This is a genomic window from Sphingomonas sp. BRN-1R, from assembly GCF_057748035.1.
In genome coordinates this window covers 296,741-308,864 of sequence record NZ_CM173236.1, presented here as the reverse complement: position 1 = coordinate 308,864, position 12,124 = coordinate 296,741, and the positions used below count along the sequence as shown (strand labels likewise).

Annotated in this window: 15 protein-coding genes; 5 read left to right on the top strand and 10 right to left on the bottom strand. The window is 68.9% G+C overall.

From position 1 onward, the window contains the following. Window positions 1-42: 42 nt before the first annotated feature. A complete protein-coding gene (locus tag AC3ANX_RS01450) occupies window positions 43-456 on the top strand; it encodes a PilZ domain-containing protein (RefSeq protein ID WP_488335275.1) in 414 nt (137 codons plus the stop codon). A 15-nt stretch (window positions 457-471) separates the two neighbouring features. Here AC3ANX_RS01450 and AC3ANX_RS01445 read toward each other — a convergent pair whose 3' ends face one another. Next, window positions 472-1,380, bottom strand: a complete 909-nt coding sequence (locus tag AC3ANX_RS01445; protein WP_488335274.1) for a prephenate/arogenate dehydrogenase family protein — start codon at window positions 1,378-1,380, stop codon at window positions 472-474. Between the two features lie 101 nt (window positions 1,381-1,481). Here AC3ANX_RS01445 and AC3ANX_RS01440 point away from each other — a divergent pair, with 101 nt between their 5' ends. From AC3ANX_RS01440 to AC3ANX_RS01430, 3 genes are all read left to right on the top strand, one after another. Next, on the top strand, window positions 1,482-3,050 hold the full coding sequence (locus AC3ANX_RS01440; RefSeq protein ID WP_488335273.1) for a flavin monoamine oxidase family protein: 1,569 nt from the start codon (window positions 1,482-1,484) through the stop codon (window positions 3,048-3,050). A gap of 11 nt (window positions 3,051-3,061) precedes the next feature. Next, window positions 3,062-3,499 carry a GNAT family N-acetyltransferase gene (locus AC3ANX_RS01435; protein ID WP_488335272.1) on the top strand — a complete coding sequence of 146 codons (438 nt, stop codon included), beginning with the start codon at window positions 3,062-3,064 and terminating at the stop codon, window positions 3,497-3,499. Window positions 3,500-3,566: 67 nt separating this feature from the next. Next, window positions 3,567-3,731: a hypothetical protein gene (locus AC3ANX_RS01430; RefSeq protein WP_488335271.1), complete on the top strand. Its 165-nt coding sequence runs from the start codon at window positions 3,567-3,569 to the stop codon at window positions 3,729-3,731. A 10-nt stretch (window positions 3,732-3,741) separates the two neighbouring features. Here AC3ANX_RS01430 and AC3ANX_RS01425 read toward each other — a convergent pair whose 3' ends face one another. The 5 genes from AC3ANX_RS01425 to AC3ANX_RS01405 form a co-directional block, all read right to left on the bottom strand. Beyond that, window positions 3,742-4,266, bottom strand: coding sequence for a GAF domain-containing protein (locus AC3ANX_RS01425; RefSeq protein ID WP_488335270.1), 525 nt, complete (start codon window positions 4,264-4,266; stop codon window positions 3,742-3,744). Between the two features lie 2 nt (window positions 4,267-4,268). Then, window positions 4,269-4,832 carry a single-stranded DNA-binding protein gene (ssb, locus tag AC3ANX_RS01420; RefSeq protein ID WP_488335269.1) on the bottom strand — a complete coding sequence of 188 codons (564 nt, stop codon included), beginning with the start codon at window positions 4,830-4,832 and terminating at the stop codon, window positions 4,269-4,271. Between the two features lie 27 nt (window positions 4,833-4,859). After that, complete coding sequence (feoB, locus tag AC3ANX_RS01415) at window positions 4,860-6,716, bottom strand: ferrous iron transporter B (RefSeq protein ID WP_488335268.1); 1,857 nt, start codon at window positions 6,714-6,716, stop codon at window positions 4,860-4,862. A gap of 13 nt (window positions 6,717-6,729) precedes the next feature. Then, on the bottom strand, window positions 6,730-6,996 hold the full coding sequence (locus tag AC3ANX_RS01410; protein WP_488336858.1) for a FeoA family protein: 267 nt from the start codon (window positions 6,994-6,996) through the stop codon (window positions 6,730-6,732). A 68-nt stretch (window positions 6,997-7,064) separates the two neighbouring features. Next, a complete protein-coding gene (locus AC3ANX_RS01405; protein ID WP_488335267.1) occupies window positions 7,065-8,156 on the bottom strand; it encodes an alkene reductase in 1,092 nt (363 codons plus the stop codon). A 167-nt stretch (window positions 8,157-8,323) separates the two neighbouring features. On the opposite strand from AC3ANX_RS01405, the gene AC3ANX_RS01400 reads away from it, so the two are divergent. After that, window positions 8,324-8,983, top strand: a complete 660-nt coding sequence (locus AC3ANX_RS01400; protein WP_488335266.1) for a COQ9 family protein — start codon at window positions 8,324-8,326, stop codon at window positions 8,981-8,983. Here AC3ANX_RS01400 and ribH read toward each other — a convergent pair. From ribH to ribD, 4 genes are read right to left on the bottom strand one after another with little or no spacing between them, the layout of a single operon-like run. Then, the gene (gene ribH, locus AC3ANX_RS01395; protein ID WP_488335265.1) at window positions 8,980-9,399 is read right to left on the bottom strand and encodes a 6,7-dimethyl-8-ribityllumazine synthase; all 420 of its coding nucleotides are present in this window, start codon (window positions 9,397-9,399) and stop codon (window positions 8,980-8,982) included. The two genes, AC3ANX_RS01400 and ribH, sit on opposite strands and share 4 nt — an antisense overlap. Beyond that, window positions 9,399-10,574, bottom strand: coding sequence for a 3,4-dihydroxy-2-butanone-4-phosphate synthase (gene ribB, locus AC3ANX_RS01390; RefSeq protein WP_488335264.1), 1,176 nt, complete (start codon window positions 10,572-10,574; stop codon window positions 9,399-9,401). Before ribB ends, ribH begins: the two co-directional genes overlap by 1 nt. Beyond that, window positions 10,561-11,169 carry a riboflavin synthase gene (locus AC3ANX_RS01385; RefSeq protein WP_488335263.1) on the bottom strand — a complete coding sequence of 203 codons (609 nt, stop codon included), beginning with the start codon at window positions 11,167-11,169 and terminating at the stop codon, window positions 10,561-10,563. Before AC3ANX_RS01385 ends, ribB begins: the two co-directional genes overlap by 14 nt. Continuing rightward, a complete protein-coding gene (ribD, locus tag AC3ANX_RS01380) occupies window positions 11,169-12,116 on the bottom strand; it encodes a bifunctional diaminohydroxyphosphoribosylaminopyrimidine deaminase/5-amino-6-(5-phosphoribosylamino)uracil reductase RibD (RefSeq protein WP_488336857.1) in 948 nt (315 codons plus the stop codon). Before ribD ends, AC3ANX_RS01385 begins: the two co-directional genes overlap by 1 nt. Between the last annotated feature and the right edge of the window lie 8 nt (window positions 12,117-12,124).

Sequence of the window (12,124 nt, the reverse complement as noted above, 5' to 3'; positions counted from 1 at the left end):
CCCGAGATTGCACGCGCGCGCCGCTCGCCCCACATAGCCGCCATGACCGAACCTTCCGACCTCGCGGGCAAGACGACGAACACCCGCCAGCCCCGCGCCAGCGTGATGCTGAGCGCCACGGTCGAGCGGTTCGGTGGCGCCGAGCCGTCGAAGCACCGCGTTCGCGATCTTTCCTCGGGCGGCGTCCGCATCGATCAGGCGACCGGCCTCCAGGTCGGGGCCACGGTGCTCGTCTCGGTCGGCGCGCTTCAGGCGGTCGGCGCGACCGTGGTGTGGATCGAGACAGGATCGGCGGGGTTGCGCTTCCTCGAGCCGATCGACCCCGACGCCGCGCGCGCCAAAACCGCGATCACGCCGCGCCCCAAGGCAGCGGCAGCGCACGACGTGCGCATCGAAGGCCCCACCGCCGGCTGGATGCCCGACCGTCCCAACCCGTACCACAAACCGCGCGGCTGACCGGCGGCACCTCCGTCAGTCGTGCGTCCGTCCGAAATCGGGCGCGGGATCGTCCTGACCCGAATCGATGATCGAGCGGCGCACCGCGCGCGTGCGGGTGAACAGATCGAACAGCTCGTCGCCCTTGCCCCAGCGGATCGCGCGTTGCAGCGCGCTGAGATCCTCCGAGAAGCGTTGCAGCATATCGAGCACCGCCTCGCGATTGGACAGGAACACGTCGCGCCACATCGTCGGATCGGACGCGGCGATGCGGGTGAAATCGCGAAATCCGCCGGCCGAATATTTGATGACCTCGGACTGCGTGACCTCCTCCATGTCCGACGCGGTGCCGACGATCGTATAGGCGATCAGGTGCGGCAGGTGGCTGGTGATCGCCAGCACGCGGTCGTGATGGTCCGGCGCCATCGTCTCCACCTCGGCACCGAGCCGCCGCCAGAACTCGCACACCCGCTCCACCGCAAAGGGCGCGGCGCCCTCGGGCGGGGTGACGATACACCAGCGATGCTTGAACAGGGTGGCGAAGCCTGCCTCCGGTCCACTGTTCTCCGTGCCCGCGACGGGGTGCGCCGGGATCACCGTTGCGTCGGGCAGCGCCTCGGCAAGCGCGCGCATCACCTCCGCCTTGCACGATCCGACATCGCTGACGATCGCGTCGGCGGGCAGATCCTCGGCGATCGCCGCCGCCGCCGCGCCCATCGCGCCGACCGGCACGCACAGGATGATGAGATCGGCGTCGATCACGCTCGCGCCTGCCGTATCGGTCACGTCGTCGAACAGGTCGAGCCGATCGGCGGTGGCGCGCACCTCCGCATCGGCATCGTATCCGGTCAGCCGCACGCTCGGCATATAGGCCCGCACCGCCCGCGCGACGGAGGAGCCGATCAGACCGATGCCGATGATGGTGACGCGGGAAAAGGGCAGCATGCGCGAGCGCATGACGGATGCCGCCCTTTAAGGCAAGCTGGGGCACGCCCAAGCTGGCGCTCTCCTCTCCGCCTGCTATCAGGGCGCGGAGAAGGGGCGATATGCGCGGTAGCGGTTTTGTGTGGGAGGCGCTGGCTGCGGCCAGGCGGCTCAATCTTGGTGCGATGGGCGCGGCAGCACCGGAGGCGGGCATGCCCGGCGAGACGCGGCGCGCGGTGCTCAAGGCGCTCGGCGCGGGCGGGCTTGCCGCCGCGTTGGCGGAGCCCGCCTTCGCCGCGCCGGTCGCGCCCGGCCCGGTCGCAATCATCGGCGGCGGCATGGCGGGTTTGAGCGCGCTGTGGCACCTCACGCAGGCGGGCATCGACGCGCGGCTGTACGAGGCGCGGCCCCGCCTCGGCGGGCGGATGTGGACGTCGAAGGTGGCGGGCCAGCCCGCGATCGAGATGGGCGGCCAGTTCGTCAACACCGATCATGCCGACATGCACGCGCTGTGCCGTGAGTTCGGCCTCGCGCTGATCGACCGCAAGGGCTTCGCGCATCGCACGATGATCGTTCAGGACGGCAAGGAAATCCCCGAAGGCAAGCTCGCCGGGGCGTTGCGCGGCATCGCCGGGCAGATCGACGCCGATGCGGTGCGGCTCGACCAGAATTACGCGCAAGTGTCGCTCGATCTCGATCAGCTGAGTTTCAACGGGTATCTCGACAAATATGCGCGGCTCATGCCCGATCCGTGGGTGCGCAACCTGCTCGAAAGCACCGCGCGCACCGAATATGGCTGCGAACCGGCGCAAGCCTCCGCGATCGAGCTGATCTTCAACCTGCCCGCGATCGAGGGGCGGCGGATCGACGTGCTCAGCCGCAGCGACGAACGCTTCCTCATCAGCGGCGGCAGCAGCGCGCTGATCGCGGCGATGGCGCAGCGGCTCGGCGGGCGGATCACGACGGGCAAGACGGTCAAGCGCGTCGATGCGCTGGGCGCAGGCGTGCGGCTGGTGTTCGCGGACGGCAAGACCGCCGATGCGTCCGCCGTGATCGTCGCGACGCCCGCCGGCATCACGCGCAACATCGCTTTCACCGTGCCGCTGCCCCCGCTGTGGCAGCGCTTCATCGCCGAGGTCGGGTTGGGGCGCAATGAGAAGGTGCAGGCGGCGACGGCGACCCGGCCCTGGGAAAAGCCGATCGGGCGCGGCGGCGAGGTATGGGACGTGTCGCGGGCATCGGGCATGGCGCAGGGCTGGGACGCGGGCGTGCGCCCGGCGACCGGGCCGGGTGGCGTATGGAACTGGTTCCTTGGCGGCGCGCAGGTCGGCGCGGCCGACACCGGCGACGCGCGCGCGCAGGCGAAACGCTTCGCCGCGCAGGTCGAAAGCGCGCTGCCCGGCATGGGCGCGGCCACGCGCGCCGCGCGCCGCACCGCCTGGCACCGCGACCCGCTGACGATGGGCGGCTATGTCAACTTCCGTCCCGGCCAGTTGACGCGGTTCGGCCGGCTGATCTGGACCGAAACCGACGGCGTCGCCTCGCGCCCGGTGCCGTCGGGGCCGGTGCATTTCGCAGGCGAGCATCTCTCGGACGCCTATCCCGGCTATATGAATGGCGGCGCGCAGACCGGACGGCTCGCGGCGCAGGCGATCATCGCCGCACGCGCGCCGGCGCGGCGATTCGGCTGAAAGGGGTTCGCATGGACGAGATCATTCTTTCCGACGACAGGTCGCAGCTTCAGGTCGCGCGCATCCACGGCTGGCTAGCGTCGAGCTACTGGTCGCCCGGCATTGCGCTGGCGCTGGTCGAGAAGGCGATCGCAGGCTCGCATTGCCTTGGCGCATATCGCGCCGGTGAGCAGATCGGCTTCGCGCGGATGATTACCGATCACGCGACCTTCGCGTGGCTCGCCGACGTGTGGATCGACGAGGCCGCGCGCGGGAATGGGCTCGGCCGGCGGATGGTGGGCTGGTTCCTCGATCACCCCGATTTTGCCGGGCTGCGCAGGATCGGGCTCGTCACCAAGGATGCGCACGGCGTCTATGCCGCGCTCGGCTTCCACCCGCTGCTGCGGACTGATCGCTACATGGAGCGGCTCGACCCCGCTTTTGCCGAGGCGTTGCGGACGCAGCCGTAAGCGTGAACCATTTTCGCCAACGATGGTTGGTCGCACGAAGGCTGCGGCCGCGTAAGTGGAGCGTGATATGAGCGACGAACAGCTGAACCCCGGCGATCAGGCCGCCCCCGGCACCCCCGGCACCGGCGAGAACCTCTGCCCGACGTGCGGCGGCAGCGGCAAACTCGACGGTGGCGCATGCGAGACGTGCGGCGGCACCGGCCGTGTGATCGAAGGGATCGGCGGCGCCTGACGCGCCGCCGCTACAGCCGCCCCGTCTCGACCGCGCGGAAGCGCGACATCACGTCCGCCGCCAGCACCAGCAGCCCCTGGTGCTGGAGCGGCGTCAGCGCGTCGTGCGGAACCGTGTCGATCACGCACAGCGCGCCGAGCGGTACGCCCGCGTCGCTGATGAGCGGCGCGCCCGCATAGAAGCGGATGTACGGCTCGCCCGTCACCAACGCGGTGTTGGCGAACCTCGGGTCGGCGAGCGCGTCGGGCACGACCATCACCTCGCCGCTTAGCATTGCGAACTGGCAGAACGACATCTCGCGCGGCGTGGCGGTCAGATCGGTGCCGGTGCGCGACACGAAGCACTGGATATGCTCCTCGACCAGACTGACCAGCGCGACCGGCGTATCGCACAGCGAGGCGGCGAAATCGGTGATCGCGCGCAGCGCCGCCCCGCCGGTGAGCGAGGTGAGATCATAAGCGGCGAGCGCTTCGGCGCGGACCGCTTCGTCAAGCCGCCACCCGCGACCGGCGGGTGGCTTTTGCGAGTTCGGCATGGTCAGAACGGAACGTCGTCGTCGAGGTCGTCGGCGAAGCCGCCGCCGCGATTGCCGCCAGCCGGCGCTGCGCCACCCGACCGGCCACCGCCGCCGAAGCTGCTGCCGCCACCGCCGCCATAGCCGCCGCGACCACCGCCGCCGCCGCCAAAGTCCTCGTTACCACCGAAGTCGTCGCGCACGGCACCGCCGCCCCCGCCGCCAGCACCACCGCCCGGGCCGTCGAGCATCGTCAGCACCGCGTTGAAGCCCTGCAACACGATCTCGGTCGAATATTTGTCCTGACCCTGCTGGTCCTGCCACTTCCGGGTCTGGAGCTGGCCTTCGATATAGACCTTGCTTCCCTTGCGCAGGAACCGCTCGGCGACATTGGCGAGACCTTCGCTGAAGATCGCGACCGAATGCCATTCGGTCTTTTCCTTGCGCTCGCCGGTGTTGCGATCCTTCCACGATTCGGACGTGGCGATGCGCAGGTTCACCACCTTGCCACCGTTCTGGAAGGATCGGCTCTCGGGATCGCGCCCGAGATTACCGACGAGAATCACCTTGTTAACGCTGCCAGCCAACACCTGCTCCTAGAATTGCGAACAGCCCTATGCCCCGAGCGCGACCGCGAGCCAATAGGTGGCACCGGCGGCAACGTAGGCAAGCACGAAAAGATATCCTACCATGAAGGCCGGCCATTTCCAGCCATTCGTCTCACGCCTCGTCACCGCAATGGTGGAAATACATTGCGGCGCGAACACGAACCACATCAGGAAAGCGAGTGCGGTCGGCAATGTCCAGCGCGCGTGGAGCGTGTGAGCGATCTGCGCCTCGCCCGCGTCGCTGCCCGATTCGTCGATCGCATAGACGGTGCCGAGCGCCGCCACCGCCACCTCGCGCGCCGCCATCGCCGGGATCAGCGCGAGCACGATGTCGCGGTTGAAGCCGATCGGACGAAACGCCGGTTCGATGCCGTTGGCGATGCGCCCGGCGATCGAATAGTTGACCGGCGACACCGCGCTGCCCTCGGGCGGCTTGGGGAAGCTGAGCAGCGCCCACAGCACGATGGTGGTGAAGGCGATGGTGGTGCCGGCGCGCTTGAGGAAGATCGCCGCGCGGCTCCACAGCCCGATCGCGAGATGGTTGAGCCGCGGCAACTGGTATTTGGGCATCTCCATCATGAAGCCCGAAGACGCGCCCTGCGTCACCGTCCTGCGCAGTACCACCGCCACCACGAACGCGCCGACCACCCCCATGATGTAGAGCCCGAGCATCACCAGCCCCTGAAGCCCTACGCCGGGCAGCACGCGCGTGTTGGGGATCAGCGCGCCGATGATGAGCGTATAGACCGGCAGCCGCGCCGAACACGTCATCAGCGGCGCGACGAGAATGGTGGTGAGCCGGTCCTTCTCGTCGTCGATCGTGCGGGTCGACATGATGCCCGGCACCGCGCAGGCGAACGACGACAGCAGCGGGATGAAGGCGCGCCCCGACAGGCCGGCATGCGCCATCAGCCGGTCCATCAGGAACGCGGCACGCACCATATAGCCGCTCGCCTCGAGCACGAGGATGAACAGGAACATCACCAGGATTTGCGGCAGGAACTTCACCACCGCGCCCACGCCGGCGATCACGCCATCGGTAATGAGCGAGCGCAGGATCGAATCGGGCATCACCTGCTTGACCAGCCCCGACACCCAGTCGAACCCGGCGGCGATCGCGTCAGCGGGGGCGGCGCCCGCCCAGAATACGGTCTGGAACATCACGAACAGGATCGCGAGCAGCATCACCACACCCGACACCGGATGCAGCGCGACCGAATCGAGCGCATGCCCCCAGCGCCGCACCGGCGCTTCCGACACGGTGGCGAGCGCGGCGATTTTCCGCGCGCGACGTTGCAGCGTGACGATATCCTCGTCGGCCCCACGCCTGGCGGAGCGCGGCGCGGCGCTGGTGATGAGCGTGTCGAGCTGCTCGCGCAGATCGTCCAGCCCGCGCCTGCGCACCGCCACGGTCGGCACGACGGCCACGCCGAGTTCACGCGACAGCCGCTCGGGATCGAGCTTCAGCCCGTCGCGTTCGGCGAGGTCGATCATGTTGAGCGCGACCACCACCGGCAGCCCGAGCGCGATCAATTGCAGCGTGAAGCGCAGATGATTGTCGAGATTCGACGCATCCACCACCACCACCAGCGCGTCGGGGAGCCGCTCGCCCGCCTGCGTGCCGGCGAGGAAGTCGCGCGTCACCCGCTCGTCGGGACTGGAGGGTTCGAGGCTGTAGGCGCCGGGCAGGTCGACCAGTTCGACTGGGCGACCATCGGGCAGCACCAGCCGCCCCGAATGCCGCTCGACCGTGACGCCGGGGTAATTGCCGACCTTCTGGCGCGCACCGGTCAGCGCGTTGAACAGGGCGCTCTTGCCGGCATTGGGGTTGCCGACCAGCGCCACCAGCGGCGCGGCGTTCATGCTCAGGCCCCGGTCAAACGTGCTGCGGCGAAACGCGGATGGTATTGGCGACGGTCCGGCGCAACGCCACCGTCATCCGCCCGATCCGGCACGCGATCGGCCCCTTGCCGATCAGCGAGCGGTGCAGCACCTCGACGCCGACGCCCTCGTCGAAACCGAGTTCGCGCAGGCGTCGCGCCTCGGGCACGCTCAGCCGCTCCCAGTCGATCCCCGCGACGGTGGCGGGCTGACGATTGGGCAGCGATTCGAGGCTGAGGATCGAGTCCACGCGCGAGAACATGTTCATTGCGACTGATTATCAATAGAGTGGGGCCGACGCCAGCATTATCGTCGGCCCCGCGCGTCCAATCAGGCCGCCACCGTTTCCGGCAGCGCGGGATAATCGACATAGCCCTTCGGCCCCTGGCTGTACCAGGTCGCCATGTCGGAGGTGTTGAGCGGCGCGCCCGTCTCCAGCCGGTGCGGCAGATCGGGGTTGGCGAGGAAGGTGCGCCCGAACGTCACCGCGTCCGCCACGTCCGCGTCGATCACCGCCTGCGCCTTGTCGGCGGTGTCATAGTCCGAATTGACCGCCAGCGGGCCGGTGAAAACCTTGCGGATCGCGGGCGACAGGCGCGGCACGTCGGTCTTGCCGAAGGTGCCATCGGGGCCGGGTTCGCGCAGTTCGAGGAAGCCGATGCCGAGCTCGGACAGCAGCTTGGCCGCATGGGTGAACAATGGCTCCGGGTTGCTGTCGTCCACGCCCTGCGAATCGCCGTTGGGTGAAAGCCGCACCGACGTGCGCCCTGCTCCGGCCACTGCGACGACGCGTTCCGCCACCTCGCGCAGCAGGCGCGTGCGGTTCTCGATCGAGCCGCCGTACGCATCGTCGCGCAGATTGGCGTTGTCGCGCAGGAACTGGTCGATCAGATAGCCATTGGCGGCATGGATCTGCACTCCGTCGAACCCGGCTGCGAGCGCGTTGCGCGTGGCGCGCTCGTAATCGTCGAGGATGCCGGGGATCTCGTCGACGCGCAGCGGGCGCGCGGTCTCGAACGGCCTGCGCCCGTCATAGGTGTGCGCCTGCCCCTCGGTCGCGGTGGCCGAGGACGAGACCGGCTGCTCGCCCGTCACCGAGGAATGCACCTGCCGGCCCATGTGCCAGAGTTGCGCGACGATGCGGCCACCCGCTTCGTGAACCGCCGCCGTCACCGGCTGCCAGGCGGCGACCTGTTCGTCGCTCCACAGGCCCGGCGCATAGGGCCAGCCGAGCCCCTGCTGCGAAATGCCGGTCGCCTCGCTGATAATGAGGCCGGCGCTCGCACGCTGGCGGTAATAGTCGACCATCAGCGGCGTCGGCACATGCTCGCGGGTGGCGCGGCCGCGTGTCAGCGGCGCCATCAGGATACGGTTGGGCGCGACGATATCGCCAAGCGTGACGGGCGAGAACAACGAAGGCATACGGGCGAAATCCTTGTGGTGCCGGATGCGGCCAAGGTGGGAGCCGCGACAGCGCCCCGCACCCTTGCGCGGTTCCAAGAAAATCTGCGGCCCGGCAAACCGCCGTTTGCCGGTGCGTGGTTGCATCGCCGCGTTCGAAGCACCACAAGGCCAGCCGGAGACCGATGATGCAGACGATATCGCAAGACGCCACGCTGGACGAGATCGCGCTCGGGCTCGCGCCGGCGATCGCCGCCAACGCAGCATTCGACGGCTGGAGCACGGCCGCGCGCGACGCCGCCGCCGATGCCGCCGGGGTGGACCGCGACGTGGCGCTGCTCGCGCTGCCCGGCCAGCTCGAGATGATCGGCGCATGGTTCCACAGCATCGACATCGCGATGCTGGCGCGCGTCACGCCCGAACATGCCGCAACGCTGAAGATCCGCGCCCGCATCACCGCGTTGGTCGAGGCACGGCTCGCCGTGGTCGCGCCCGACCGGGAGGCGCTGCGCCGTGCGTTCGCGATCCTCGCGCTGCCGCAGAACGTCGCGACGGGGGCGAAGCTCGGCTGGACGGCGGCGGACGGCATCTGGCGCGCCGCCGGCGATACCGCGACCGACTACAACCATTATACCAAGCGCGCGACGCTCGCGGCGATCTATGCCGCGACGATGACGGTGTTCCTCGACGATACCAGCGAAGGCTGGGCCGACACGCGCGCATTCCTCGCGCGGCGGATCGACGGGATCATGCGGTTCGAAAAGGCCAAGGCCGGCCTCCTCGCGCGTGCGGAATACCGGCCGAGCCTGTCGCGCTTCATCGGCCGGCTGCGCTACCCCGCCGTTTAGGCGAAGCGCGCGCGCAGATCGAGCATGGCGAGCGCGGCCTTGGCCGCCTCGCCGCCCTTGTCCTTCTCTGCTCGCTTGGCGCGGGTGAGCGCCTGCGCCTCGTTCTCGGTTGTAAGGATGCCGTTGCCGATCGCGAGGCCGTCCATCGACAGCGCCATCAGCCCGCGCGCGCTCTCGCCCGCGACGATCTCGAAATGATAGGTCTCGCCGCGGATCACCACGCCGATGCCGACGAACGCGTCGTAGCGCCCGGTCTCCGCCGCCAGTGCGATCGCGCCGGGGATTTCGAGCGCACCGGGCACGGTGACGGTTTCGTGGCTATGCCCCGCGTCCTCGATCGCGGCACGCGCGCCTTCGAGCAGCAGGTCGTTGAGGTGGGTGTAGAAGCGCGCCTCGACGATCAGAACCCTGGCCATCAGGCGTTCCCCTCGACCACGCGTTCGACTTCGCGTTCACCGACGATCGACAGGCCATAGCCTTCGAGCGCGACGAGGGTGTGATGCGTGTTGGTGAGCAGCACCATGTCGTGCACGCCAAGCTCGGCCAGCACCTGCGCGCCGATGCCATAATCGCGCAATTCCTCGACGTCGCTTTCCTTGGAGCCGTTCTTCAGCACTTCCATCTGGCGCGACACCATGTTCTGCATCGCGCGGTTGATGATGACGACGACGCCGCTGCCTTCTTCGGCGATCATCTTCATCGCGCCGGCGAGCAGCCCTTCGCGGTCCGACTTCTCCCCGAACGTGTCCGCGAACACCGACAGCGTGTGCATGCGCACCAAAGTTGGCTTGGACGGATCGATGCTACCCTTGACGAGCGCCATCGTCTCAGACCCGACCGCCTTGTTGTAGAAGCTGATCGCGGTCCAGTCGCCGCCCCAGCGGCTGGTGAAGCGCGTGTCGGCGCGGCGTTCGAGCAGATGGTCGTGGCGGCGGCGATACGCGATCAGATCGCGAATCGTGCCGATCTTGAGATTATGGCGCTGCGCGAACGCAACGAGATCGTCCAATCGCGCCATCGTGCCGTCGTCGTTCATCACCTCGCAGATGACGCCCGAGGGGTTCAGTCCGGCGAGCCGCGAGACGTCCACCGCCGCCTCGGTATGGCCGGCGCGGATCAGCACGCCGCCGCGCTTGGCGACGAGCGGAAAGACATGGCCGGGGCTGACGATCTCCGCCTTGCCGCGGCTGCTGTCGATCGCCACCGCGACGGTGCGCGCACGGTCGGCGGCGGAGATGCCGGTGGTGACGCCCTCTTTCGCCTCGATCGAGATGGTGAAGGCGGTTTCGTGCCGCGTGCCGTTGTTGCGGCTCATCAGGTCGAGCCCGAGCTCGTCCACGCGCTCCTTGGTGAGCGCAAGGCAGATCAGCCCGCGCCCGTGCGTTGCCATGAAGTTGATCGCGTCGGGCGTCGCCATCTGCGCCGGGATGATGAGATCGCCCTCGTTCTCGCGGTCCTCGTCGTCGACGAGGATGTACATGCGGCCGTTGCGCGCCTCGTCGATGATCTCCTCCGGGCTGGAGAGGAAGCCGTGGCGGAGGCGATGCAGATCGCCCGTGCTGGACGGATTGCGGGGTTCAGCGTTTGGCACGATAGGCTTCCATGCGTTGGAGGTAGCGGGCGAGCACGTCGATCTCGATGTTCATCGTGTCGCCCAGGGCGGCCGATCCGATCGCGGTGACGGCGGCGGTATGCGGAATGATGTTGACGCCGATGCGAACGCCGTCCGCCACGTCCGCGACGCTGTTGACGGTGAGCGACACCCCGTCGAGCGTGACCGAGCCTTTTTCCGCCATATACGGCGCAATCTCGGGGCCGGCGTGGATGGTGATGCGTTTCGAACCACCCTCGTCGTGCAGATCGACGATGCGGCCGATGCCATCGACATGGCCGGTGACGATATGGCCGCCGAGTTCGTCGCCGAGTTTCAGCGCGCGTTCGAGGTTGAGCGTGCGGCCCTGCACCCACTGCGCGGCGGCGGTGCGCGACAGCGTTTCGCCCGAAACGTCGACCGCGAACCAGCCCGGCGCCTTGTCGACCACGGTCAGGCATACGCCCGAACAGGCGATCGACGCACCGAGATCGACAGTAGCGGTATCATAGGCCGTCCCGATCCGGATGCGCGTATCGCCGCGCTTCTCCACGGCCTCTATCGTGCCGACGTCGGTGATGATTCCGGTGAACATCAGTCTTTCCTCACGCGCTCGTAGACCTCGAGTCGATCGCTGCCAAGCGCCCGCGCGTCAAGCAGCGTCCAGCGATGATGCGCTTCGGCAAGATCGGTGAGGCCGATATCGGGCAAGGTGCGCCCGGCGCCAATGACAATCGGCGCGCGATAGAGCAACAATCGGTCGGCGAGATCCGCCGCCAGGAACGCCGCCGCCGTAACCGCGCCGCCTTCGACCAGCAGATGATCGACCCCGTCCAGCCCGGCGATCGCGGCGGGTTCGGCGAGCGTGGTCCAGCCGGGTTCGGGCGTGGCGGAGAGCAGGACGCGGCGCGGGCTGCGCGCGTCGAGGCCGGCGAGCCGCACGTCGAGCGTGGGTGCATCCGCCGCGAACGTGCCGCGCCCGACCAGAATCGCATCGTGGCGCGCGCGTTCGAGATGGGTATGCGCGCGCGCCTCGGGGCCGGTGATCCAGCGGCTGCGGCCATCCGCCATCGCCAGCGCGCCATCGAGCGACAGCGCGAGTTTCACCGTGACATGCGGGCGGCCGAGACGCTGGCGGGTGAGGAAACCGGCCATGCCGCGCGCCGCCTCGGCCGCGCCAGTCCCGACCGCCACCGCGACGCCCGCCGCCGCGAGTCGCGCGACGCCTTGGCCGTTGGTGCGCGGATCGGGATCACCCAGCGCGATCACCACGCGCGCCACGCCGGCGGCGACGAGCAGATCGGCACAGGCCGGCCCGCGCGCCGACACATGCGCGCACGGTTCGAGCGTGACGTAGCAAGTCGCGCCGCGCGACTTTGCGCCCGCTTCGTCAAGCGCCATCGCTTCGGCATGTGGTCGCCCACCCGGCTGGGTCCAGCCGCGCCCGACCACCACGCCTTCGCCCACGATCACGCAACCGACGTTGGGGTTGGGCGTCGACCGCCCGCGCGCGCGTTCGGCGAGCGACAGCGCCGCCGCCATCCAGCGCG

What these genes read in the sequence shown, in the direction of transcription:
- AC3ANX_RS01450 (WP_488335275.1), top strand. Translation starts at nt 43, where the DNA reads ATGACCGAACCTTCCGACCTCGCGGGCAAGACGACGAACACCCGCCAG.
- AC3ANX_RS01445 (WP_488335274.1), bottom strand. Translation starts at nt 1,380, where the DNA reads ATGCTGCCCTTTTCCCGCGTCACCATCATCGGCATCGGTCTGATCGGC.
- AC3ANX_RS01440 (WP_488335273.1), top strand. Translation starts at nt 1,482, where the DNA reads ATGCGCGGTAGCGGTTTTGTGTGGGAGGCGCTGGCTGCGGCCAGGCGG.
- AC3ANX_RS01435 (WP_488335272.1), top strand. Translation starts at nt 3,062, where the DNA reads ATGGACGAGATCATTCTTTCCGACGACAGGTCGCAGCTTCAGGTCGCG.
- AC3ANX_RS01430 (WP_488335271.1), top strand. Translation starts at nt 3,567, where the DNA reads ATGAGCGACGAACAGCTGAACCCCGGCGATCAGGCCGCCCCCGGCACC.
- AC3ANX_RS01425 (WP_488335270.1), bottom strand. Translation starts at nt 4,266, where the DNA reads ATGCCGAACTCGCAAAAGCCACCCGCCGGTCGCGGGTGGCGGCTTGAC.
- feoB (WP_488335268.1), bottom strand. Translation starts at nt 6,716, where the DNA reads ATGAACGCCGCGCCGCTGGTGGCGCTGGTCGGCAACCCCAATGCCGGC.
- AC3ANX_RS01410 (WP_488336858.1), bottom strand. Translation starts at nt 6,996, where the DNA reads ATGTTCTCGCGCGTGGACTCGATCCTCAGCCTCGAATCGCTGCCCAAT.
- AC3ANX_RS01405 (WP_488335267.1), bottom strand. Translation starts at nt 8,156, where the DNA reads ATGCCTTCGTTGTTCTCGCCCGTCACGCTTGGCGATATCGTCGCGCCC.
- AC3ANX_RS01400 (WP_488335266.1), top strand. Translation starts at nt 8,324, where the DNA reads ATGCAGACGATATCGCAAGACGCCACGCTGGACGAGATCGCGCTCGGG.
- ribH (WP_488335265.1), bottom strand. Translation starts at nt 9,399, where the DNA reads ATGGCCAGGGTTCTGATCGTCGAGGCGCGCTTCTACACCCACCTCAAC.
- AC3ANX_RS01385 (WP_488335263.1), bottom strand. Translation starts at nt 11,169, where the DNA reads ATGTTCACCGGAATCATCACCGACGTCGGCACGATAGAGGCCGTGGAG.
- ribD (WP_488336857.1), bottom strand. Translation starts at nt 12,116, where the DNA reads ATGGCGGCGGCGCTGTCGCTCGCCGAACGCGCGCGCGGGCGGTCGACG.